This is a genomic window from Actinoplanes sp. NPDC004185 (assembly GCF_053603475.1).
In genome coordinates this window covers 170,510-194,486 of sequence record NZ_JBSGFR010000001.1, presented here as the reverse complement: position 1 = coordinate 194,486, position 23,977 = coordinate 170,510, and the positions used below count along the sequence as shown (strand labels likewise).

The window sequence follows — 23,977 nt, the reverse complement described above, 5'->3', positions numbered from 1 at the left end:
ACGCCGAACTCAGCCGGCCCGGAGGCGGCCGAGGCCGGCCAGGCGGACGAAGATGCGGCGCCGGGCCACCGCGCGACCCCGGTTGTCGAGCTGGTAGCCGTCCAGCCAGGCCCAGCCCGCGTACGTCGGCCGGGCGTCCACCGCCACCACCCGGAACGTGAAGCCGAGCCGCCCGGCGAACTGCACGCTCGCCGCCCGGCCGACGACCACCACGTCGCCGGCACCGACCATCCGCTCGAGAGCCGCCACGTCAGTCACCTCCGGGCGGGTGACGCCCCGACCAACTCTGTGCCGTCCCGGCCCGCAGCTCAAGGCCCCGGACGGATGTCGCACAAAGTTGGCACTCAAAGTGCAGAAACGGGGCTCCGGACGCCGCGCCGGGGCGAACGTCAGCGCCGGGGTCCTGCCCGGCGGGCGCCGGCCCGGGCGATCGGCGCCGCCGCCCGCACCAGCAGGGCCATCCGCCGCGGGTACGAGACGACCGCCGCCCGGGTCCGCACGCAGCGCATCAGCACCTCGACCGCCCGGTCCACCGTGATCATCATCGGCTTCACCGGCCCCTTGGCCATCTTGGTGTCGACGAAGCCGAACCGCACGGTGCTGACCGCCACCCCACGCGGGCGCAAGGTGGCACCCAGCGCGAGCAGGTACGCCGACATGCCCGCCTTCGATGCCGCATAGCCGGGCGCCTGCGGGGTGATGAGCGCGTCGGCCAGGCTGGACAGGCCGATCAGGTGCCCGCCACCGGCCGCCAGCAGGTGCGGCACGATCACCTCGACCGTACGGGCGACGCCGAGCAGGTTCACCTCGATGGCCCGGGTCTGCGCCGCGAGGTCGTCGAGGTCGAGCAGGTCACCGACCCCGGCGGCGTAGACGCACAGGTCGACGCGGCCCGCGGCGGCCACCGCCCGGGTCAGCTCCTGCCGGTAGCCGGCGGCGGTGACATCGGCCGCCAGGTGCGCGTACCGGTCGTGCTCGATCGTGGCGGACCGCCGGGACAGGCCGGTGACCGCCCAGCCGTCGCTGAGCAGCCGCCGGGTCAGCGCCAGCCCGATGCCGTCGGTGTTGCCGATGATGATCGCGTGTCGCACGGCCCGGGAGCCTACGCGCCCGGCCGCGTCAGCGGCTGTCCGAATCCCCCGCGGTGATCGCCGCTCGGCCGGCCTCCAGTCGCGCGACCGGCACCCGGAACGGTGAGCACGAGACGTAGTCCAGGCCGACCTCGTGGAAGAAGTGCACCGACTCCGGGTCACCGCCGTGCTCGCCGCAGACGCCCAGCTTCAGGTCGGGACGCACGGCCCGGCCCTCCTCGGCCGCGATCCGGATCAGCCGGCCGACGCCGTCGCGGTCGATCGACTCGAACGGCGAGATGCCGAAGATGCCCAGCTCCAGGTAGCGCCAGAAGAACGCGCCCTCGACGTCGTCGCGGGAGAAACCCCAGCCCATCTGGGTGAGGTCGTTGGTGCCGAAGGAGAAGAAGTCGGCCGCCTCGGCGATCTGCCCGGCGGTCAGCGCGGCCCGCGGCACCTCGATCATCGTGCCGATCAGCACCCGTACGCCGCTGCCGGCGACGACCTCGGCCACGATCTGCTCGCACTCGCGGCGGACCGTCTCCAGCTCCTGCACGGCGCCGACCAGCGGCACCATGATCTCCGGGTGCGGGTCCAGGCCCTCGCCGGCCAGCTGCACGGCGGCCTCGGTGATCGCCCGGACCTGCATCGCGAACAATCCGGGAATGACCAGGCCCAGGCGTACGCCGCGAAGGCCAAGCATCGGGTTCTGCTCGTGCATCCGGCGGACGGCGTCGAGCAGCTCGGCGTCCTCGGCGTGGTCCTCCCCGCGTTCCCGGGCCACGGCCACGTTGACCGCGAGCTCCTCCAGCGAGGGCAGGAACTCGTGCAGCGGCGGGTCGATCAGCCGTACGGTCACCGGCAGGCCGTCCATGGCCCGGAACAGGTCCACGAAGTCCGCCCGCTGCAACGGCAGCAACGCGGCCAGCGCGTCCGCCCGCTCGCTGGGGTTCGCCGCCAGGATCAGGCGCTCGACCAGCTCGCGCCGGTCGCCGAGGAACATGTGCTCGGTCCGGCACAGGCCGATGCCCTCGGCGCCGAAGCGCCGGGCCCGGGCCGCGTCGTCGGCCGTGTCGGCGTTGGTGCGCACGGCCAGCGTCCGGGCCGCGTCGGCGTGCGAGACGATCTGGTGTACGGCCTCGACCAGCGGATCCTCGGTCTCCTGCGGGGTCAGCGTGCCCTCGAAGTACTGCACGACCTCGGACGGGCGCACCGGCACCGCGCCCAGGTAGACACAGCCCGTGGTGCCGTCCACCGAGATCACGTCCCCCTCGGCGACCGTGCGGCCGGCCACGGTGAAGCGGTCCGCCGTGATCTCCAGCGAGTCCGCGCCGCAGACGCAGGTGCGGCCCATGCCGCGGGCCACCACGGCCGCGTGGCTGGTCTTGCCGCCCCGGGCGGTGAGGATGCCCTGAGCGGCGATCATGCCGGACAGGTCCTCCGGGTTGGTCTCCCGGCGCACCAGGATGACCTGCTCACCGGCCGCGGCCAGCTCGACGGCGCGCGCCGCGCTGAAGACGGCCCGGCCGACCGCCGCACCGGGGGACGCGCCGATGCCCTTGACCAGCGCGACCGGGTCGCTGTCCAGGTCGAAGCGCGGGAACATCAGCTGGGCGAGCTGCGCCCCGGAGACCCGGCGCAGTGCCTCGTCGAGGCCGATCATGCCCTCGTTGACCAGCTGGGCGGCGATCCGGAAGGCGGCGCCGGCGGTGCGCTTGCCGACCCGGGTCTGCAGCATCCACAGCTTGCCGCGCTCGATGGTGAACTCGATGTCGCACAGGTCCCGGTAGTGGCCCTCCAGCTTGGCCATGATCTGAAGCAGCTCCTCGTACGAGCGGGGGTCGAGGGTGGCCAGCTCCTGCAGCGGGACCGTGTTGCGGATGCCGGCCACGACGTCCTCACCCTGCGCGTTGGCGAGGTAGTCGCCGTAGATGCCTTGGGCGCCGCTGGCCGGGTCGCGGGTGAACGCCACGCCGGTGCCGGAGTCCGCGCCCAGGTTGCCGAAGACCATCGCGACCACGTTCACGGCCGTGCCGAGATCGGCCGGAATGCGTTCCTGGCGGCGGTAGAGAACCGCCCGCTCGGCATTCCAGGAACGGAACACGGCGGCCGTCGCCAATTCCATCTGCTCGCGCGGATCCTGCGGGAAGTCGTAGCCGGTGTGCTTGGCGAAAATGTATTTGTAGCGATCCACCAGGGCCCGCAGATCATCGGCGTCCAGATGCAGATCATCGGTGGCGCCGCGCGCGTTCTTGGCCTCGTCCAGAGCCGCGGAGAATTCCTCACCGGGTACGTCGCAGACCGTTTTGCCGAACATCTGGATCAGCCGGCGGTACGAGTCCCAGGCGAACCGGTCGTTGCCGCCGGCCTGCGCCGCCAGCCCCACCACACTGGCGTCGTTGAGCCCGACGTTGAGCACCGTCTCCATCATGCCGGGCATCGAGAAGGCCGCCCCGGATCGCACCGAGACCAGCAACGGATCGGCCGGGTCACCGAGCCGCCGGCCCATCGTGGACTCCAGCGCGGCAAGATGCTCGTCGATCTCCCCGGCCAGCCCGGCGGGGTTGCTGCCGGTCGCCAGGTAGGCCTGGCAGGCCCGGGTGGTGATCGTGAATCCGGCCGGCACCGGCAGGCCCAGTCGGGTCATCTCGGCCAGGTTGGCACCCTTGCCGCCGAGCAGCTCCTTGAGCCCCCGATGACCTTCCGCGAAATCGTAGACGTACTTCTCGCCGGCCATTGTCACGACTGCCTCCCCTTCAGGTGATGCGTCATCGAACGCCTGCGCTCGAACGTTCGTTAATGGTGTCCGGAGAGTAGGGGGCGCGCCACCGGGCACCATAGCGCCGGTGAGTAATTGCACAAGCACAAGCGCGCTCGGGCTCAGTGAACCGGTTTTTCGCGCAGCCGCGAGCAGGATCGCGCACGCCGGACCGGCTTGCGCGCATCGGGGTACGGGCGGGCGAGCATCGGGGTGTCAGGATCGTCATGCTTGGTCGGCGCCGGAAATGGGCACGTCACAGGTTCGGTACATGAGCTGGCAAGGCTCCGGGCAACGGACGAGGACATAGGCGGTCGCAGGCATGACGGAGTCACTCAAGGTCTCGGAGGACGACGGCGCGAAGGAGGCGGACAGCAGCACCGGCACCGAGCTCACCCTCGGCGTCGAGGAGGAGTTGCACGTCGTCGACCTCAAGACCAGGGAGCTCGTGCCCCGGGCCCCGGAGGTGCTCGACCAGCTCGACGAGGCGCACTTCTCGGCCGAGCTGCACCGGTCGGTGGTCGAGACGAACACCCCGGTGGCGGCCACGCTCGACGAGCTGCGCGACGGGATCGTGTCGCTGCGCCGCCGGGCCATCGGTGTCGCCGAGTCGCTCGGCCTCGGGCTGGTCGCCGCGGGCACGGTCCCGCTGGTCGACCTCGACTCCCTGCCGGTCACCCCGACCTCGCGGTACCGCCGGATGCTCGACGAATACCAGATGCTGGCCCGGGAACAGCTCATCTGCGGCGCCCAGGTGCACGTCGGCATCCCCGACCGCGACGAGGCGGTGTCGATCGCCCAGCGGGTCGCCCCGGCCCTCCCGGTGCTGCTGGGGCTGTCCGCCAGCTCCCCGTACTGGATGGGTGAGGACAGCGGCTACGCCAGCGTCCGCTCGCTGGTCTGGCTGCGCTGGCCGACCGCCGGCGACAGCGGCGTGGTGACCTCCGCCGCCGACCACGACGCCCTGGTGGCCGACCTGATCGCCTCGGGCACGATCACCGACCCGAAGATGGTCTACTTCGACGTCCGGCCCTCGGCCCACCTGCCGACCGTGGAGCTGCGCGTCACCGACTCCAGCCCGGACGCCGACACCGTGGTGCTGCTGGCCGGCCTGTTCCGCGGGCTCGTGCTGCGGGCCCGGCAGGACTACCGCGCGGGCCGGCCGATCGAGGCGATCCGGCCACCGCTGCACCGCGCCGCGATGTGGCGGGCCGCCCGGTCCGGCCTGGAAGGTGACCTGCTCGACCTGCCCCGCTCCCCCGTGCCGGTGCCCGCGGCGGTCGCCGTCGAGCGGCTGATCGCCGAGCTGCGGCCCCAGCTGGAGGAGCTCGGCGACTGGGAGCAGGTCTTCGACCTGTCCGTGCAGGCCCTCAGCCGGGGCAGCTCCGCGGCCCGCCAGCGCCGCGCGATGACCCGCCGCGGCCGCATCTCCGACGTGGTCGACCTGGTCATCGCCGACACCCGGGGCGGCGCGACCGGCATCGGTCCGGACGGGCAGACCGTCCCGGCCGGGCTGACCCCGTACGCGGCGGCCGGCGACGAGGCGTTCCCGGACGGCGACGTCATGCCGGACTACCAGGGCATCGTCAACGTGCTCAGCGCGCTCGGCCCGGCCGGGCTGCGCCGCCGCGAGGACGCCAAGGACGACGAGCAGCGCGCCCGCGGCATCACCTTCAGCGTGGCCGGCGAGGCGGCGACCCGGCTCTTCCCGTTCGACCTGGTGCCGCGCCTGGTTCCGGCAGCCGACTGGCGGGAGCTGCGGATCGGCCTGGTCCAGCGGGTCCGCGCACTGGACGCGTTCGTCAACGACGTCTACACCGACCGCGTGGTGGTCAAGGACGGCGTCGTGCCGGAGTGGGTCATCGACGGCTCCCCGGAGCTGCGCCCCAGCGGCGCCCTGGTCAGCCGGCCGGGCGTCCGCGCCCAGGTGGCCGGCGTGGACCTGGTCCGCGACGGCGAGGGCAACTGGTGCGTGCTGGAGGACAACCTGCGGGTGCCCTCCGGCATCGGGTACGCGATGCAGAACCGCCGGCTCACCGAGAGCGTGCTGCCCGAGCTGCCCCGCCCCGACGACCTGCTCAGCATCGAGGAGACCCCGCGGTTGCTGCTGCGGGCGCTGCTCGACGCGGCCGGCCCGGCGGCGGGCGACAACCCCGCGGTGGTCGTGCTCAGCCAGGGCCCGGACGACTCGGCCTGGTTCGAGCACCGGATGCTGGCCGAGGAGATGGGCGTACCGCTGGTCCGCAGCACCGAGCTGCTGGTCGACGAGGGCCGGGTGCACCGGATCCGCAACGGCCGCAAGTATCCGGTCGACGTGATCTACCTGCGGATGGGCGAGGACAGCCTGGTGCACTCGCCCGGCGCGGACGGCATGCCGCTGGGCCCGAGCCTGGTCACCGCCCTGCACGCGGACACCGTCGTGCTGGCCAACGCGCTGGGCAACGGCATCGGCGACGACAAGGCCGTCTACGCGTACGTGCCCAAGCTGATCGAGTACTACCTGGGCGAGAAGCCGCTGCTGGCCGACGTGCCGACGTACCTGTGCGGCATCCCCGAGCAGCGTGAGCAGGTGCTCGGCCGGCTGGAGGAGCTGGTCTGCAAGCCGGTCGACGGCTACGGCGGCGACCGGATCGTGATCGGCCCGCACGCCTCGCCCGAGGACATCGCCGCGGTCCGCCGGCAGATCCGCACCGCGCCGCACCGCTGGGTGGCCCAGGAGGTCGTCGACCTCTCCACCCACCCGGTCTTCGACGGCCACCAGCTCGCCCCGCGCCACGTCGACCTGCGCGCGTTCGTCTTCACCGGCAGCCAGTCGGTGGTCGCACCGGCCGCGCTGACCCGGGTCGCCCCGGCCGGCAGCATGATCGTCAACTCGTCGCGCGGCGGCGGCTCGAAGGACACCTGGCTGTTCGGGTAAGGCCGGTTGCTCGGGTAAAGAGCGTTACGGCTGCGATACACAACCGAAACGGGAGAAGCACACCCTGGTCAGTCTTGGGTGCGCCTCCTACTGCCCCCAAGGAGGTTCAGGCCATGTGTGGAATCGGCGGCGAACTGCGGTACGACGCCCAGGCAGCGGACGGCGACGCCGTCCGGCGGATGATGCCGTGCCTGCAGTCCCGCGGGCCCGACGGCGAAGGAATCTGGCAGCGCGGCCCGATCGCGTTCGGGCACCGCCGGCTCAAGATCATCGACCTCTCCGAGGCCGGCTCCCAGCCGATGACCGACGCCCAGCTCGGCCTGACCCTGGTCTTCAACGGCTGCATCTACAACTACCAGCAGCTGCGCGACGAGCTGCGAGGTTACGGCTACACCTTCGCCTCCACCTCCGACACCGAGGTGATCCTCAAGGCGTACCACCGCTGGGGCGCCGACTGCGTGCAGCACTTCCTCGGCATGTTCGCCTTCGCCATCGCCGAGCACGCCACCGGCCGGGTCATGCTGGCCCGGGACCGTCTCGGCATCAAGCCGATGTACCTGGCCGAGACCCCGGGCCGGCTGCGCTTCGCGTCCACCCTGCCGGCCCTGCTGGCCGCCGGCGACGTCGACACCTCGATCGACAAGGTGGCCCTGCAGCACTACATGACCTTCCACTCGGTCGTGCCGGCGCCGCGCACGATGGTCAGCGGCATCCGCAAGCTGCCCCCGGCCACGGTCCGGATCATCGAGGCGGACGGCACGTCGGTCGAGCGCGTCTACTGGGAGGCCGACCACACCCGCACGCTGATCAAGTCGCGGGCCGAGTGGGCCGAGGCGATCCACGAGTCGCTGCGGACCGCCGTCGAGCGCCGGATGGTCGCCGACGTGCCGGTCGGCGTGCTGCTCTCCGGCGGGCTCGACTCCAGCTACATCGTGGCGCTGCTGGCCGAGCAGGGCCAGCGCGGGCTGACCACGTTCAGCATCGGCTTCGAGTCGGCGGCCGGCGAGAGCGGCGACGAGTTCGCCTACTCCGACATCATCGCCAAGCAGTTCGACACCACCCACCACCAGATCCGGATCGGCAAGGACCGCTTCCTGCCCGCGGTGGCGCGCACGGTCGCGGCGATGAGCGAGCCCATGGTCAGCCACGACTGCATCGCCTTCAACCTGCTCAGCGAGGACGTCTCGCAGCACGTCAAGGTCGTGCAGTCGGGGCAGGGCGCGGACGAGATCCTGGCCGGCTACAGCTGGTACCCGCCGCTTCGGGACGTGCCCCGCGAGCAGGCCGTGGACGCGTACGCCCGGGAGTTCTTCGACCGGCCGTACGCCGAGCTGGCCCGCCAGCTCTCCCCGGAGTGGCTGCTGGACAGCGACGTCAGCCGCGAGTTCGTCGCGGCGAGCTTCGCCCGGCCGGGTGCCACCGCGAGTGTCGACGCGGCGTTGCGGCTGGATTCCCAGGTCATGCTCGTCGACGATCCGGTCAAGCGGGTCGACAACATGACCATGGCGTGGGGGCTGGAGGCGCGCGTGCCGTTCCTCGACCACGAGCTCGTGGAGCTGGCCGCCGCCTGCCCGCCCGAGCTGAAACTGGCCCAGGGCGGCAAGGGCGTGCTCAAGGACGCGGCCCGCGGCGTGGTGCCGGACGAGGTGATCGACCGCACCAAGGGCTACTTCCCGGTTCCCGGGATCCGGCACCTGGAAGGGCCGATGCTGGAGCTGGTCCGCGACGCGCTGCACGCACCGGCGGCCCGGGCGCGCGGACTGTTCCGGCAGGAGTACGTTGACGCGCTACTGGCCGACCCGAACACTGCTCGTACGACGCTCGGGGCGAACCAGCTGTGGCAGTTGGCGCTGCTCGAGATGTGGTTGCAGGACAAGGGGATCTAGCAGATCGAGGGAGGACCCGTATGACCGGTCAGCTGAACCGCGTCGACGTCACCGTGCTGCCCGTGGGGTGGATGAATCGGCAGTCCGGGGACCTCCCGTCGGAGGTCTCCGGCAGCTGGTCGGGGGCGCTGTCGCCCGACGGCCGGCACGCGGCGTACGTCTCCGACCGCAGCGGCTCGCCCAAGGTGTGGGTGCAGCCGGTCGGCAGCGACCTGACCTTCCTCGTGGACACCGGTGAGCACCCCGTCGTCTCGGTGCAGTGGTCGACCGGCGGCGGGTGGCTCGCCTGCCTGATCGCTCCGGGTGGCGCGCCCCGCACCGAGGTGTGGCTGATCCGCCCGGACGGCTCGGCGCTGCACCAGGTGGCCGGCTTCGGGTCCGACAGCGCCGACAACGTGCGCTGGCTGCCCGGGCGCCCGCTGCTCGCGGTCACCGAGAACCTGGAGACCACCCTGCTGGTGGACGCCGAGCACGGCACCCGCGAGGTCATCACGACCGGCGAGCTCGTGACGCTGTTCGACGTCTCGCCCGACCGCAGCCGGGCGCTGCTGCGCCACGGCCCGCGCAGCGGCCGCTACATCGTCGTGCGCGATCTGGCCACCGGTGTCGAGGAGTACGTGACCAGCGGCGAGCAGGCCTGCTTCGGCCCCGACGGCGCGGTGTACGCCCGCAGCGACGCCGGCGAGCTCCCGGTGCTGATCCGGGTGGCCGACGGCAAGGTGGAGATCCTGGCGTCATCGGAGACCGCCGAGGTCGAGTCGTTCGCGCTGACCGCGGACGGCCGGGCGGTCGCGGTGCTCTGGAACGTCCGCGGCGGCGAGTCCGAGCTGACCGTGCTGCGCGGTGGCGACACGACGAAGGTCGAGCTGCCCGGGACCGTGGCCTCCGGAGTCTCCTGGTGCTTCGACGGGAGCACCCTGGCGTTCACCGCCGAGGGCCCGGGACAGCCGCACGGCGTGTGGACGTACGACGGTGACCTGCACCCGGTCTCGGTCGAGGAGCCGGCGCCGGACGCGGTCCGGCCGGTGCTGCACCGCTTCGCCTCGCACGACGGCCTGGAGATCAGCGGCTGGCTGTTCCGGCCGGCCGGGGCGGGCCCGCACCCGACCGTGCTGTGGCTGCACGGCGGTCCGGAGGCACAGGAACGCCCGGGTCACGGCCCGCTGTTCCAGTCGCTGGTGGACCGGGGCATCGCGGTCTTCGCGCCCAACGTGCGCGGCTCCTCCGGCTTCGGCCGCAGCTTCGTCAACGCGGACAACGGCGCCCTGCGCTACGCCGCGATCGGCGACGTCGCCGCCTGCGTGGGCTACCTGGTCGAGCAGGGCGTGACGGATCGGGCGCGGGTCGGCTGCATGGGCCGCTCGTACGGCGGCTACCTGACGCTGGCCGCGCTGACCACGTACCCGTCGATGTTCGCCGTGGGCATCGACGTGTGCGGCATGTCGAACTTCGCGACCTTCTACGAACACACCGAGCCGTGGATCGCCGCGGCGGCGGTGTCGAAGTACGGCGACCCGGTGGCCGACGCGGAGCTGCTGCGCGACCTGTCCCCGATCACGCACATCGACCAGCTCCGGACGCCGCTGATGATCGTGCACGGCGAGAACGACAGCAACGTGCCGGTGATCGAGGCCGAGCAGGTGGCGGCGGCGCTGGCCGAGCGCGGCGTCCCGCACAAGTATCTGCTGTTCCCCGGCGAGGGTCACGAGCTGCAGCACCGCAGCTCCCGCGCGGAGTATCTGCGGGAGACGGTCGGCTGGCTCACCGCCCATCTCACGCCGGCGCTGCTCGGCTGACGCCGCGGAACCACCCGGTCGAGTGGCGTGACGGGTCCCACGTCCCATTTGTGACCCGGATCGTTGTCGTGCCCCCGCCTTCGGAGAAAGGGTGGGGGCACGCGATCGGATGGAGTTGTTGTCATGCTGGGCAGTGCCCGGGCCTGGGCGGTATGGGCCGTGGGGCTGTCGGCCTACGTGGTCGCGGTTCTGCACCGCACGTCCCTCGGTGTCGCCGGGCTGGACGCGCAGGCCCGTTTCGACATCGGCGCCGGCGCGCTGGCCTCGTTCGCCGTCCTGCAGCTGCTGGTCTACGCCGGCCTGCAGGTGCCGGTGGGCGTGCTGCTCGACCGGTTCGGCTCGCTGCGGCTGGTGGTCGGTGGCGCCGTCATCATGGCGGCCGGCCAGGCGCTGATGGCGTTCTCCGACGGGATCACCGGGGCGGTCATCGCCCGGGTGCTGGTCGGGGCCGGCGACGCGATGACCTTCATCAGCGTGCTGCGCCTGGTGCCGCAATGGTTCCCCGGCCGGCGGGTGCCCGTGGTGACCCAGCTGACCGGCCTCGTCGGGCAGCTCGGGCAGGTGCTCAGCGCCGTACCGCTGGCGGCCCTGCTGGCCGGTCCGGGATGGACCACCGCGTTCGTCTCGGCGGCCGCCGCCGGGATCTTCGTGGCGGTCGTCGCGGGGGTCGCGTTGCACGACAGTCCGCAGCGCCGGGTCAGTTCGGGTGAGGCGCTCACGCTCCGCCAGCTCGGCAGCGACCTGTCGAGCGCGTGGCGGCATCCGGGCACCCGGCTCGGGTTGTGGACCCACTTCACCACCCAGTTCCCCGGCACGGTCTTCGCGCTGATCTGGGGCTATCCGTTCCTGGTGGCCGGGGAGGGACTGTCGCGCGGCACGGCGAGCGCGCTGCTGACCCTGTTCGTGCTGACCGGCATGGCTGCGGGCCCGCTGGTCGGGGTGCTGGTGCAGCGCCATCCGCTGCGCCGCTCGTGGCTGGTGCTCGGGGTGATCGCGGCCAACGCACTGGGCTGGGGCCTGATCATCGCCTGGCCGGGGCGGGCGCCGCTGGCCGTGCTGGTGGTGCTGGTGCTCGCGCTCGGGCTCGGCGGGCCCGGCTCGATGATCGGCTTCGAGTTCGCCCGCACGTTCAACCCGCCGAACAGGCTCGGCACCGCCACCGGCATCGTCAACGTGGGCGGTTTCGTCGCCTCGCTGGTGTCGATCCTGCTCGTCGGCCTGATCCTGGACGCCCGCACCGGCGGACAGGCGACGTACGGCATCGCGGATTTCAAGGTCGCGATGTCGGTGCAGTATGCGATCGGCGCGATCGGCCTGATCGGCATCCTGCGCACCCGCAAGCTGGCCAGACGGCGCCTCGCCGAGGAGCAAGGGCTGATCGTCCGGCCGCTGCGGGAGGTGCTCGCCGAGAAGGGTTGGTTTAGCGGCGAGCGCATCGGTAAACATTGACGTTTTGCCCGCTTACAGCAGTTCGATGCGAGGAGGACATGAGCGAGCACGCACCGGACCGCATCTGGTCCGGCATCGAGATCACCAAAATCATCGCGGGCACACTCGCGGCAGTCACCGCAGCCGTCATCGGCTCCTTCCTGGGAGTAGCCGGCACACTCGCCGGTGCCGCGGTCGCCAGTGTCGTCGGCTCGGTCGGATCGGAGATCTACCAGAGGTCCTTGAAACGGGGCGCCGCACGGCTCAGCACCATCGCGCCCACCTTCATCAAGGCGCCGGCGGCGGTGGGCACGCCGGAGGTCGCCGCGGCGACCGAGGAGGACCTGCCCTCGCACACGGTCCCGGAGCCGGCCCGCAAGCGGCAGGTCCGCTGGGGACGGGTGGCGATGCTCGCCGGCGCGGTGTTCGTGCTCGCCATGGGTGCGATCTGGATGTCCGAGAAGGCCTTCGGGGAGCCCCTGTCCACCAAGGTCGGCGTCACCGACACCACCGGCACCAGCCTGGGCAACGCCGTCGGCAACAACTCGTCCAACGACCGGCCCGCACCGGCCCCGTCGGTCGCGCCGAGTGAGCAGCCGGCGACGGATGCGACCGACGACCCGGAGCCCACGGCGACGACGGAGCCGACCGCGACCCCGACGGACACCACGACGGAGCCGACCACGGCCCCGACGACCGGGCCGGCGGACACCGGCACGGAGCCGGCCACCCCGGACGGCACCGGCCAGCAGGACCAGCAGCAACAGCAGCAGCCGAACCAGGACGTCGCCCCGGACCAGGGCGCGACCGAGTAGCACCACGGAGGGCGTCAGTGCACAGCAAAGATCTGCTCATCGAGGCCTTCGACCGGCTTCCCGAGCTCGTACGGTCGGCCGTCGACGGGCTGAGCCCCGAGCAGTTGCGGACGCCCCCGGCCGAGGGGGCCAACACGGTCGCCTGGCTGGTCTGGCACCTCACCCGGATCCAGGACGGCTACCTGGCCGAACTGACCGGTCAGGACCAGATCTGGGTGACGGGCGACCGGGCCCCGCGCTTCGGCCTGAAGCCGGACCCGGACGACAACGGCTATGCCCACGCGGCAGCCCAGGTCCTGGCCGTCCGGCCGGAGAGCGCAGCGGTGCTGGTGGAGTACTACCAGGCGGTGCACGAACGCACGCAGTCCTACCTCGCCGGCCTCACGGACGGCGACCTGGACCGGGTGGTGGACGATTCCTGGGATCCGCCGGTGACGCTGGGCGTGCGCCTGGTGAGCATCCTGAACGACGACACCCAGCACGTGGGCCAGGCGGCCTACGTGCGCGGGCTGCTCCAGCACTGACGAACGCCGGCCGTCGGCGCCCCCACAATTTGCGGGGGCGCCGACGGCTGTCGTCTATCCGGGAGCGGCGAGCTGGCCCATCACATCGGGCGCGTGCAGCTGCGTCCAGGGCTCTCCCGGCCGGCCGGTGACCGTGAGGGCCACCGAGCCCGCGGCGACCCGGACCGGGACGAGCCGATCCAGCGCCGCACCGTCGGTGGTCGCGGCCAGCACGGTACGACCCTCGACCGCATCCGCTTCAGCCGGCGCCCCGGTGCCCACGGCGGCGGCAGCACGAACCGCCGCGACGGTGGGCGCGACCTCGGTGCAGGTCCCGTCCGCGTGGACGACGATCACCCGGTCCGCCCGGCCGGCCGCCTGCCACGCCATCAGATCGAGCAGGGTCGCCCGGTTGCCGCCGGCGAAGTGCTCCCACTGATCCGCGGCGGCCCGCGCCAGCTGTCCGCCGTGCCGGCCGACGCTGTGGCCGTAGCCGTGCCCCGGCAGGGTCAGGTCGGTCCAGAGCAGCCGCCGGTCCGTCAGGTCGAGCACCATCGGCATCAGCACCCGGGCGTCACCCCGCAGGTCGAAACGCTGCTCGACCCGCGCGGCATCGAACTGCGCCCCACCGGCGAGCGGCCGCATCAACCCGGCGAAGGCCTCGGTGAGCAGCTCGAACGGCACGGCGTTGTAGCTGAGCACCACCGGCACCGCGTAGCGCACTCCTTCCTGCGCGAGCCGGGTCAGCTCCAGGTCCAGGAACTCGGTCGCCCCCAGCGGCGCGGGCGCCGAGGTGAGGTCACCGGAGTGCACGGCCGCGTCGACCGCGAACCGCAACTCGGTGTAGTCGCACAGCCCGACCTGCTGCCAGTCCGCGTCGAAGAACGCGCAGGAGAGGTCGAGATCGACCCGGGCGGCGTCATCGGTGTCCTGCCAGTGCAGGAACAGCCGCAGCACCGCACCGTCGGGAAGCGGCCGGACGCTGCCGCGCGGCCAGCCGGCGAACTGGGCGGAGGCGGCCCGCTCCCGCATCGGCGCGGGCACGCCGGCGAGGGCGGCGTCGATCACGGCCACGTCGAACCGATCGAGCCGGGCGGCCCGGCGGGCCAGCTCATCGTCCACGACGGTACGCACGGCGGCGATCGCTGCGGCGGGCAGCGGCTCGCGGCGCTCGGGCTCCGTCCACGTGGTGACAGTGCTGCCGCGCGGGAAGAAGACACGCCGCGGCATCCCGGGCCCGGGCCGTCCACCGACGACCCCGGCGGCACCGTCCCCAGGCGTGCCCTCGGCTTCCGGCGCGACGTCGCCGGGCCGGCGTGCGGCACCCGCGTCCGGGCGTCGTCCGCCGTCCGCGGCGGATCGGCCCGTGACAGCTCCGAGAGCAGCCCGGAGCGCCCGACCCAAGTTGTTGCCCATTGCCTCGGCGGAGGCGGCAGCCGGGACGGCCGTAGTGGCGGTCGAGTAGGCCGCACCGCGAGCACGCACCACACCCGCAGCCCGAGCCGCCGCCACCGCGGCCAGCTGCTCTGGCGTCGCCGCCACCGTTTCGTCCCGCCCGTTCAGCTCCGCGGCCGCTGCGGCCAGCACGCCCGGCGAGACCCGCCCCGCGCTGTCCCGCAGCACATCCGTCAGCGCCCCGTGCCCATCTGGCCCGCACGCCCGCAGCAGCTGATCCACCCGCCGCCACAGGTCACCCGGACGTTCGCTGAGCAGCCGCGCCGCCCGGCCGGCATCACCCTCGGCGAACGCCTGCTCCACCAGGGCCGCGTGGGAACGGACCCGGACTGTGACCGTACCGTCGTCATGCCCGGTCAGGATCAGGCGGCGCGGATCCGCAGCGCAAGCGGCCACGATGGCCGCGCCGAGCGCGGAGTCCCGCGCCGTCCGGGTCTCCCGCAGCGCCGCGAACGCCACCGCCGCGCCCGGGTGGGCCGCCACCCGCTCGTACGGGTGCAACCGCTCCCCGAGCCGCTTCCACACCGCAGCATGCCGCCGCAGATCCTCCGCCGCCGCTCCCGCCCCGCACGCGTCCAGGTGGGCCAGCACCACCCGCCGCAGCGCCCGTGGCAGGGCCCGCACCCGGGTGACCGGCACCGGCGTGGCCGGCTCGTCCACCGGCCGCCAGGCCTCCCCCGGCGCGGACGGCGCGTCGGCCCGCACGGGCAGGATCAGCCCCGGGTCTCCCCCGGAGTACGCCCACAGCGTCCGCCCCGCATCGGTGGCCGTCTCCCAGCGCCGCCGCACCTGGGCCAGCACAGCCGGGTACGCCTCGGTGAGCGCGCTCGCGTGCAGCGCCCAGGCCAGGACCAGGGCCAGCGTCTCCCGCGCGGGCACCGTTTCGGGCAGCCAGTCGAGCCGGGCCCCGGCGGTGGCCTTGACCAGCACCGCCAGGTCGTCCCGGTCCGCCTCGCCCAGCGCCGCGGTCCGGGCCACGAGTTCGTCGCGCAGCGCGGTCGCCGCGCCGACCGGGTCCGGTTCGAGGCGCAGCAGCCGTACCTGGATCGGGGGTCCGGCCGGCGGGCGCCCACTCGGCGCGACCATCGGCAGGTAGGGCGTTCCGGCCGCGGGCCGGCGCCCGCAGATCGGGCACGCGCTGAACTGCTCGGGCGAGAAGCAGGCCCGGCACACCGGGTGCCCGCACGGCTCCAGCGGCTCGCCGCCCTCGTCGCGGCCGCAGAGCACGCAGGGCGCCCCGGGCACGGCCAGCAGGTGGGTCAGCAGCCGGCGGACGAAGACCGCGTCGGTGTCGCGCGGGGTGTCGGGGAACGAGCGGTACTGCGGGATCATGGTGCGGTCGGCGCCGACCATCTCCTCCACCGTGGCCAGCAGCCAGTCCGCCCACTGCACCCGCAGCGGATGCGGCAGGCGCGCGGCCGCGGACCGCAGCTCGTGGTGCAGCAGCCAGCCCCGTTCGGCGAGGTCGGCCTCCAGGGCTCGGGCCCAGGCCGCGCCATCGGTCGTGGCGGGCCCGGCCGCGGAGACCGCGACCTTGGCGGTACGGCGCAGCAGTACGACTGCGAGTGCATCCATGGCGCGACCCTCCCCCGGGACATGCGGAAGCGGTGGGCGGAGAGTCGCGACGCTAGGTTGCGATTAAGAGTCGTGGAGAAGGAAGCACCGCGGGGAGCCGCCCACCGCTGTGCCTGATCATAGGGAGCCGGAGCTCGCGGCTCACCTCATTAACGGGACGCCTGCTCGGCCAGCGGCAGGCTGACCAGGAACTTGGTGTCACCGGGCTGCGACTGCAGCACGATGTCCCCGCCGTGGCCGTTGACCACGATCCGGTACGAGATGTCCAGGCCCAGCCCGGTGCCCTCGCCGACCGCCTTCGTGGTGAAGAACGGTTCGAAGACCCGCTTGCGCAGCTCCTCGGGCACGCCCGGCCCGGTGTCACCGATCGACACGATGACGTGGTCGTCCTCGCGGTACGTGCGGATCGTCAGCGTGCCGGCGCCGTGCATGGCCTGCACCGCGTTGTCGATGATGTTGGTCCACACCTGGTTGAGCTCGGCCGGGTGCGCGGGCACCTGGGGCAGGCTGCGGTCGTAGTCCTTGACCACCTTGACGCCATCGCCGATCTTGTGGCCGAGCATGACCAGGGTGCTGTCCAGCCCGGTGTGCACGTCGATCCACTGGTGCGCGGCCCGGTCCAGCTGGGAGTACTGCTTGGCCGAGGCGACCAGGGACGAGACCCGGCCGGTCGCGTCCTCGATGTCGCTCATCAGCTGCTCGGTCTCCAGCGCGTACCCGATCCAGTGGATCGCCTGGTCGAGCAGGCCCGGCTCGACGACCTTGGCCTTTATCTCCTCGAGGCAGTCGATGTCCAGGCCGCCCTGGGCGAAGACCGGCGCCAGGTCCCAGCCGCCCGTGACGTGGTGCTCCTCCATCCAGTCGCCGAGCTCGTCCTCACGGTCGGCGGCCTGCATGGCGGTCAGCGCGGGCGCCTTGGCGGCGCGCTCGATGACGTCCTCCTGCAGCTCCACCAGCGCGTCCAGCCGTTCCGGGGCGACCTTGCCGGCGGCGAGCATGCCGAGCTTGTGCCGCATGCCGGCGACCCGCTGACGCAGCGCGCCGGTGGCCCGGGACGCCGCCGCGGCGGGGTTGTTCAGCTCGTGCATCAGACCCGCCGAGAGCGCGCCGAGGGCGACCAGCCGCTGCCGTTCGGAGATCGCCGCCTGGGTGCTGCGCATACCCAGAGTGAGCCCCTCGAGCAGGTGGATCGCCATCGGGAACCACTCGCGCATCATCCAGCCGAAGTCCTCGGCGGTGAGCACGAAGAAGTCGGAGTCGTCGAGCGCCCGCATCGAGGCCATGTACTTGCGTTCGAGACCTTCGTCACGGATGTACGCCTGGGTGGCCCCCATGTACACGCCGCGCTGCTCCGTACGGATGGTCTGCACGTCGTCCTGCCCGACCCGGCGGGTCAGTGCGATCGTGCCGCTGAGCAGGAGGAAGAAGTGATCGGCGGGCGCGCCTTCCTCGATCACCAGGTCTCCGGCCGCGACGTGCTGGGTGCAGCCGTGATCGGCGATCCAGGTGAGCTGCTCGTCGGTCAGCTTCTCGAACAGGAACAGGGTCCTGAGCTCGGCAGGGGTCAGCTTGCCGGGTTCACAGGGCTCGAGTTCGATCTCCTCGACCGCGTCGATGTCGGACATCTACTGTGCCTCCAGGTAACGATGGACCAGCGTGACGGCCATCGCGCCCTCGCCGACCGCCGAGGCCACCCGTTTCACCGAGTTGGCCCGGACGTCGCCGGCGGCGAAGATGCCGGGAACACTGCACTCCAGGTAGAACGGATCCCGGTCCCGATCCCATCCCGCCGGACGGGTGCCATTTGCCAGCAGATCCGGGCCCGTGTAGACGAAGCCCTTCTCGTCGCGGGCGACGGCGTCGCCGAGCCAGTCCGTGCGCGGCTCGGCGCCGATGAAGACGAACAGGTAGCCGCACTCGACGCTGGTCACCGTGTTGTTCTTGCTGTCACAGATGGTGATCGCCTGCAGGTGCCCGTTGCCCTGGGCGCCGACCACCTCGCACCGGGTCCGGACATGCACGTTGTCGATCTTGTTGAGCTGCTGGATCAGGTAGTACGACATCGACGCCTCGAGGGAGTCACCGCGCACGAGCAGGGTGACGCTGCGGGCGTACCGGGCGAAGAAGAGCGCCGCCTGACCGGCGGAATTCGCCCCGCCGATGATGTAGACGTCGCTGCCCGCGCAGGACGGCCCCTCGGTCGCCGCGGAGCCGTAGTAGACGCCGGAGCCGGTCAGCTCGGCGACGCCCTCGGCGACCAGCGGCCGGTAGGCGACGCCGGTGGCCAGCACGATCGAGTGCGCGGAGATCTCGCCGCCGTCGGCGAAGTGCAGCGTGCGGGCCGAGCCGTCGGTGCGCAGCCCGACCACCTCGCGGGTGTTGAGCACCTCGGCCTCGAACTTGCCGGCCTGCCGACGGGCCCGGTCGGTCAGCTGGGCGCCGGAGATGCCGTCGGGGAAGCCGAGGTAGTTCTCGATGCGGGAGCTCTGTCCCGCCTGCCCGCCGACCGCCTGCCGCTCCACCAGCAGCGTCTTGAGGCCTTCCGAGGCGCCGTAGACGGCCGCGCCGAGCCCGGCCGGCCCACCGCCCACGATGATCAGGTCGTAGAAGTCACGCTCGGGTGCCGTCGACAGCCCGACCGCCTCGGCGACCTCCGAGTTGCTCGGCTGCGCCATCGCCCGGCCGTCCGCGGTCACCACCAGCGGGATCGACTCGGGCCCGACCCCGGCGGCCTCCAGCAGGCGGCGGCCCTCCGGGTCGTCGGCGGCGAGCCACTTGTACGGCACCAGGTTGCGCGCCAGGAAGTCCCGGACCTGGTAAGACGGCTCACTCCACCGGTGCCCGACGACCCGGATGTCCTCGACCTCGCGATCCCCCGTGGCCTGCCAGGCGTCCAGCAGCGCGTCGAGGACCGGGTAGAGCTTCTCCTCCGGCGGGTCCCAGGGCTTGAGCAGATAGTGGTCGACGTCGACCACGTTGATCGCCTGGATCGCGGCGTCGGTGTCCGCGTACGCGGTCAGCAGGGCGCGCCGGGCGTTCGGGAACAGGTCCATCGCCTGCTCGAGGAACTCGATGCCGTTCATCTGCGGCATCCGGTAGTCGGCCAGGATGACGGCCACCCGGCCGCCGCGCAGCTTGATCTCCTTGAGGGCCTCGAGGGCCTCGGCGGCGGACGCGGCGCGGATGATCCGGTACGCCTCGCCGTAGCGGCGGCGCAGGTCCCGGGCGATCGCCCGGGACACCGAGGCATCGTCGTCGACGGTCAGGATGGCGGGGTGGCCCATGCGTCAGTCCTCAGGGATGCGTGAACGAGGGGGCGTCCGCGACCTCGAAGGCCACGTTGTCCTGGTAGCACCACCACCAGTCCTCACCCGGCTCGTACGACTGCACGATCGGGTTGCCGGTGGCGTGGAAGTGGGCGGTGGCGTGCTTGCCGGGTGACGAGTCGCAGCAGCCGACGTGCCCGCAGGTCATGCAGACCCGCAGGTGCACCCAGCGGCCACCTTCGGCGAGACACTCCACGCAGCCGTCGCCGGACGGCTTGACGTCCTGGACCTGGTCGAGGTGGGTACAGACGGGCTTGGTCATCCGGGGTTTCCTTCCGCGGCGAGCAATTCTTTGTACTCCGGGTGCCGGTCGAGGTAACCGGCGACGAAGGGACAGGTCACCACGACCGGCGTGGACCGGCCACGGGCGTCCTCGAGCGCGGCCGAGGCCAGCCGGCCGGCCAGCCCGCGGCCCTCGAAGGCCTGGTCGATCTCGGTGTGCGCCAGCTCGACCTGCCCGCTGTGGCGGCGGTAGTGCAGGACACCGGCGAGCTCCCCACCGAGCAGGATCTCGTAGCGGGACTGCTCGAAGCTGTCCACGACGGTCGCGTCCGTGGCGTCACCGGAGCCCACCTGGGCGCTGCCCTCGACCCGCAGCTTGCGCCGGGCCCGCTCGTAGAACGAGGTCTGGCCGAAGCGGATGACCTGGGCGGCGCCGGGCACCGGGACGATGGCGAGCTGCTGGCCGGCCTCGGCGTAGCCCTGGATGATGCCGTCGACCTCGATGGCCAGCCGGCCGCTGGTCGCCAGCACGTCCAGCTCCAGCTGCTCGTCCGGGGAGAGCACCAGCGAGCGGTTGAACGAGGAGTGCGCGGCGGCCGCGGAGACCAGCAGTCCCTCGACGTTGGGCGAGACGATCGGGCCGCCGGCCGAGAAGCTGTACGCCGTCGAGCCGGTCGGTGTGGCGACGATCACGGCGTCGGCCGCGTACCGGACGAAGTTGCTGCCCTCGACGTTGATGCCGACGTGGGCCAGGCCGTCGCCGGGCACCCGGACCAGCGCGATGTCGTTGAAAGCGGAGACTTCCTCGCCGCCCGGCAGGACGGTGCGCACGGCCGTACGGGGCTCGATGGTGAACCGGTGCTCGTCGATCGAGGACAGGGCACCCGGCAGGTCCGGCAGATCGACCTCGGCGAGGAAGCCCAGCCGGCCCACGTTGACCCCGAGGACGGGCGTCTTGCGCCCCTCGACCAGGCGCATGGTGCGCAGCATGGTGCCGTCGCCACCCAGGCTGACCAGCAGTCCGGCGCGCTCGACCATCTCCTCGGCGTCGACCGCGACGGCGTCGCAGTCGATCCGGTTGATCTCGTCGTGCAGGCCGAGCACAGTGACATCCCGCGACGTGGCCCATCTGACGATGGCGTCGATGGCGGCACCGCAGTCCCGCCGCGGGTGCAGGACGAGCCCGACCACCTTGATCATGCCCACGACTTGTACCCCACGATCATCCAGCAACCCCCGGTCGCACGCGTGTCAGCGTTCAGCCTTGCACGTCCGACCGGGAAACCGCGAGGACCGTCAGCTGGTGAGTGCCACAGCCACCGGGGTGAGCACGCTGGTGCGGTCACGCTGGCCGTCCTCGCCGGAGACCAGGGGGGCCGACTCGTACGTGGTGAGGGTGCGCAGCAGCCCGGGCGGCGCGTAACCCCGGCCGGGGTCGCCGAGCAGCACGGTCACGCCCCGCTGCATCGCGCGGCCGATGAAGGGCAGCATCACGGCGGCTACCTCGGCGGTGTAGAGGCAGTCCCCGGCCAGGATCACCTCGAAGTCCGCGCCGTCACCGTCGGTCATGTCCTCGGCCACGGTGGCGATCTGCACGCCGTTGGCGTTCGCGTTCGCCTGGATCGCGGCGATGGCGTAACCGTCCGTGTCGTTGGCGGTCACCTCGGCGGCGCCGGCCAGCGCGGCGGCGATGGCGACCAGGCCGGAGCCGGACGCGAGGTCGAGAACGCGGCGGCCGGCGACGACCTCCGGGTTGTCCAGGACGTACCGGGCCAGGGCCTGACCGCCCGGCCACGGGGTGGCCCAGTACGGCGCGGGCAGCGGGCCGCCGTCCTCGGCCTCGAGCCGGGCCCAGAGCAGCACGGAGTCCTCGGCGAGGAAGAGGTGGACCTCCGGGACCATCGGCACAGGGCCCATCTTGAGGGCGTCCTGCTGCACCGTGCGCGGCGGGAATGAGGCGTTGCGCAGCAGTCGCCGCTGGAGGGCGCTGTGGGTCGCGGCCGCGTAAGGGGCTCCGGAGTACGTCTTCACAGAACTCGTTTCATAGCAGGAGTCGAGCCGGGGGGAAAACGACCGAGGGCCGTACCCTCCGCTGCGATGCGGAAGGAACGGCCCTCGCCGACGTTCGTCAGATGGGACGGATGTTCGCCGCCTGCAGGCCCTTCTGGCCCTGCTCGATGTCGAACTCGACCCGCTGGTTCTCCTCGAGGGTGCGGTACCCGTCAGAGGCGATGGCGGAGAAGTGGGCGAACACGTCCGGCGCACCGCCGTCCTGGGTGATGAAGCCGAAGCCCTTGTCCGCGTTGAACCACTTCACTGTGCCGACAGCCATGCTGAACCCTTTCAAGACCACAGGGAGCTCACACCTCGCGAGCTCCGTCGCCGCCCGCAGAGAACCGGAAACCGGACCCATTACGACAAAAGCCCAGTGGGTTCGGATACCCACCAGGCTCTGGCAAATATGAGAAATCGGAACGGCAACTCGACCAAGTTAGCACGTTCTGCCGGCCGGCGGCGTCGTGCGACGTCATGACATCGATGGACAACGATCATCGAAGTTTCTTGACACTTCGTTAACAAATCGACAGACTCCGATTCAGAGAGCGCTCTCCGTTCCCCGGCGTTCCCCCAGCTCAGCGGAAGGATCCCCCATGTCCCGTGCTGTCCGTTCCCTGGGCGTCGCCACCGCGGCGCTCACCGTCGTGGGCCTGTTACCGGCCGCCGGCTTCGCCGCCGACACACCGGCGCCGGCCGCACCCACCGCGGCCGCCCGATTCGACATGGCCCCGGGCATGGTCGCCGCCATGCGCCGCGATCTGCGGCTGACCGACGACCAGATCGCGGCCCGGCTCGCCACCGAGGCCGCCGCCCCGGTGGTCGAGAAGCAGCTGCGCACCCGGCTCGGCGCGAGCTTCGGTGGCGCGTGGATTCCCGCGGGCGGCTCCCGGCTGACCGTGGCGGTCACCGATGCCGCGGCCGCGGACTCGGTCCGCGCGGCCGGCGCGACCCCGAAGGTCGTCGCCCACAGCGACGCCGACCTGACCGCTTCCCGCCGCAAGCTCGACAAGAACGCGGCAAAGATCAAGAACACCGTGGTACGCGGCTGGTACGTCGACGTCGCCGCCAACAAGGTCGTGGTGACCGCGGCACCCGGCAAGGCGGCCGCCGCCCGCGCCTTCGCCGAGAGCAGCGGCGCCGGTGCGGTCACCGTGGTCGAGTCGGCCGAGGCGCCCAAGCCGATGTACGACATCCGCGGCGGCGATCAGTACGTGATCAACGGCAACACGCTGTGCTCCGTGGGCTTCTCGGTCGCCGGCGGGTTCGTCACCGCCGGGCACTGCGGCGGGGTGAACAGCCCGACCCTGGGCAACAACAACGTCGCGCAGGGCACCTTCGCCGGCTCGTCCTTCCCCGGCAACGACTACGCCTGGGTCCGGACCAACGGCAACTGGACCCCGCAGCCGTGGGTCAACAACTACGCCGGTGGCAACGTGCTGGTGGCCGGCTCGCAGGACGCCGCGATCGGCAGCTCGGTCTGCCGCTCGGGCCGCACCACCGGCTGGCGCTGCGGCACGATCCTGGGCCGCGACGAGACCATCGTCTACTCCCAGGGCGCTGTGTCCGGCCTGTCCCGCAGCAACGCCTGCGCCGAGCCGGGCGACTCCGGCGGCTCGTGGATCTCCGGCAACCAGGCCCAGGGTGTGACCTCCGGCGGCAGCGGTAACTGCTCGTCCGGCGGCACCATGTGGTTCCAGCCGGTCAACGAGATCCTCGGCGTCTACGGCCTGTCGCTGACCACGAGCGGTGGTGGCAGCGGGGGCAGCTCGCTGATCAGCAACCTGAACAGCAAGTGCATCGACGTGCCCAATGCCAACTTCGCCGACGGCGTGGGCCTGCAGATGTGGACCTGCAACAACACCGCCGCGCAGAAGTGGAACTTCGTCAACGGCACGCTGCAGACCTCCAACAACAAGTGCATGGACGTCGCCTGGGGGTCGACGGCCAACGGGGCGGTGATCCAGATCGTCACCTGCAGCGGCAACCCGGCGCAGCAGTTCGTCCTGTCAGCAGCCGGCGACCTGGTCAACCCGCAGGCCAACAAGTGCGTCGACATCGACGCCTGGAACGCCAACGACGGGGCCCGGCTCATCCTCTGGGACTGCACCGGCGGCGCCAACCAGAAGTGGCGTCGCGCATAGCGAATAACTGTTATCGCCCGCCGATCG

General features: G+C 71.9%; 17 protein-coding genes. 7 read left to right on the top strand and 10 right to left on the bottom strand.

The genetic code is table 11. From position 1 onward, the window contains the following. Positions 1-9 precede the first annotated feature (9 nt). From ACWEOZ_RS00845 to ppdK, 3 genes are all read right to left on the bottom strand, one after another. Positions 10-231, bottom strand: coding sequence for a hypothetical protein (locus ACWEOZ_RS00845; protein WP_451908924.1), 222 nt, complete (start codon positions 229-231; stop codon positions 10-12). Positions 232-389: 158 nt separating this feature from the next. After that, on the bottom strand, positions 390-1,091 hold the full coding sequence (locus ACWEOZ_RS00840; RefSeq protein ID WP_451908689.1) for an SDR family NAD(P)-dependent oxidoreductase: 702 nt from the start codon (positions 1,089-1,091) through the stop codon (positions 390-392). Between the two features lie 28 nt (positions 1,092-1,119). Then, on the bottom strand, positions 1,120-3,807 hold the full coding sequence (ppdK, locus tag ACWEOZ_RS00835; RefSeq protein WP_451908923.1) for a pyruvate, phosphate dikinase: 2,688 nt from the start codon (positions 3,805-3,807) through the stop codon (positions 1,120-1,122). Positions 3,808-4,150: 343 nt separating this feature from the next. On the opposite strand from ppdK, the gene ACWEOZ_RS00830 reads away from it, so the two are divergent. The 6 genes from ACWEOZ_RS00830 (at position 4,151) to ACWEOZ_RS00805 (ending at position 13,194) form a co-directional block, all read left to right on the top strand. Continuing rightward, the gene (locus ACWEOZ_RS00830) at positions 4,151-6,745 is read left to right on the top strand and encodes a glutamate--cysteine ligase (RefSeq protein WP_451908688.1); all 2,595 of its coding nucleotides are present in this window, start codon (positions 4,151-4,153) and stop codon (positions 6,743-6,745) included. Positions 6,746-6,858: 113 nt separating this feature from the next. After that, positions 6,859-8,631: an N-acetylglutaminylglutamine amidotransferase gene (locus tag ACWEOZ_RS00825; protein ID WP_451908687.1), complete on the top strand. Its 1,773-nt coding sequence runs from the start codon at positions 6,859-6,861 to the stop codon at positions 8,629-8,631. A gap of 20 nt (positions 8,632-8,651) precedes the next feature. Beyond that, a complete protein-coding gene (locus tag ACWEOZ_RS00820; RefSeq protein ID WP_451908686.1) occupies positions 8,652-10,427 on the top strand; it encodes a prolyl oligopeptidase family serine peptidase in 1,776 nt (591 codons plus the stop codon). Positions 10,428-10,550: 123 nt separating this feature from the next. After that, positions 10,551-11,876 carry an MFS transporter gene (locus ACWEOZ_RS00815; RefSeq protein WP_451908685.1) on the top strand — a complete coding sequence of 442 codons (1,326 nt, stop codon included), beginning with the start codon at positions 10,551-10,553 and terminating at the stop codon, positions 11,874-11,876. Between the two features lie 38 nt (positions 11,877-11,914). Further along, positions 11,915-12,670, top strand: a complete 756-nt coding sequence (locus tag ACWEOZ_RS00810) for a hypothetical protein (RefSeq protein ID WP_451908684.1) — start codon at positions 11,915-11,917, stop codon at positions 12,668-12,670. Positions 12,671-12,687: 17 nt separating this feature from the next. Continuing rightward, on the top strand, positions 12,688-13,194 hold the full coding sequence (locus ACWEOZ_RS00805; protein WP_451908683.1) for a mycothiol transferase: 507 nt from the start codon (positions 12,688-12,690) through the stop codon (positions 13,192-13,194). 54 nt (positions 13,195-13,248) lie between these two features. Here ACWEOZ_RS00805 and ACWEOZ_RS00800 read toward each other — a convergent pair whose 3' ends face one another. The 7 genes from ACWEOZ_RS00800 to ACWEOZ_RS00770 all read right to left on the bottom strand — a co-directional run bounded on the left by ACWEOZ_RS00800 (position 13,249) and on the right by ACWEOZ_RS00770 (position 22,083). Continuing rightward, positions 13,249-16,203 carry an MXAN_6230/SCO0854 family RING domain-containing protein gene (locus tag ACWEOZ_RS00800; RefSeq protein ID WP_451908682.1) on the bottom strand — a complete coding sequence of 985 codons (2,955 nt, stop codon included), beginning with the start codon at positions 16,201-16,203 and terminating at the stop codon, positions 13,249-13,251. A gap of 149 nt (positions 16,204-16,352) precedes the next feature. Then, entirely contained in the window at positions 16,353-17,828 is a 1,476-nt protein-coding gene (locus ACWEOZ_RS00795) for an ATP-binding protein (RefSeq protein ID WP_451908681.1), read from the bottom strand. Then, positions 17,829-19,487, bottom strand: coding sequence for an FAD-dependent oxidoreductase (locus ACWEOZ_RS00790; RefSeq protein ID WP_451908680.1), 1,659 nt, complete (start codon positions 19,485-19,487; stop codon positions 17,829-17,831). Positions 19,488-19,497: 10 nt separating this feature from the next. Then, a complete protein-coding gene (locus ACWEOZ_RS00785) occupies positions 19,498-19,791 on the bottom strand; it encodes a UBP-type zinc finger domain-containing protein (RefSeq protein WP_451908679.1) in 294 nt (97 codons plus the stop codon). Beyond that, positions 19,788-20,951: an N-acetyltransferase gene (locus tag ACWEOZ_RS00780; RefSeq protein WP_451908678.1), complete on the bottom strand. Its 1,164-nt coding sequence runs from the start codon at positions 20,949-20,951 to the stop codon at positions 19,788-19,790. Before ACWEOZ_RS00780 ends, ACWEOZ_RS00785 begins: the two co-directional genes overlap by 4 nt. A gap of 96 nt (positions 20,952-21,047) precedes the next feature. After that, complete coding sequence (locus ACWEOZ_RS00775) at positions 21,048-21,782, bottom strand: class I SAM-dependent methyltransferase (protein ID WP_451908677.1); 735 nt, start codon at positions 21,780-21,782, stop codon at positions 21,048-21,050. A gap of 97 nt (positions 21,783-21,879) precedes the next feature. Beyond that, positions 21,880-22,083, bottom strand: coding sequence for a cold-shock protein (locus ACWEOZ_RS00770; protein ID WP_023561244.1), 204 nt, complete (start codon positions 22,081-22,083; stop codon positions 21,880-21,882). A gap of 319 nt (positions 22,084-22,402) precedes the next feature. Between ACWEOZ_RS00770 and ACWEOZ_RS00765 the strand changes: the two genes are divergently transcribed. Beyond that, positions 22,403-23,950 carry a ricin-type beta-trefoil lectin domain protein gene (locus tag ACWEOZ_RS00765; protein WP_451908676.1) on the top strand — a complete coding sequence of 516 codons (1,548 nt, stop codon included), beginning with the start codon at positions 22,403-22,405 and terminating at the stop codon, positions 23,948-23,950. The last annotated feature ends 27 nt before the right edge of the window (positions 23,951-23,977 follow it).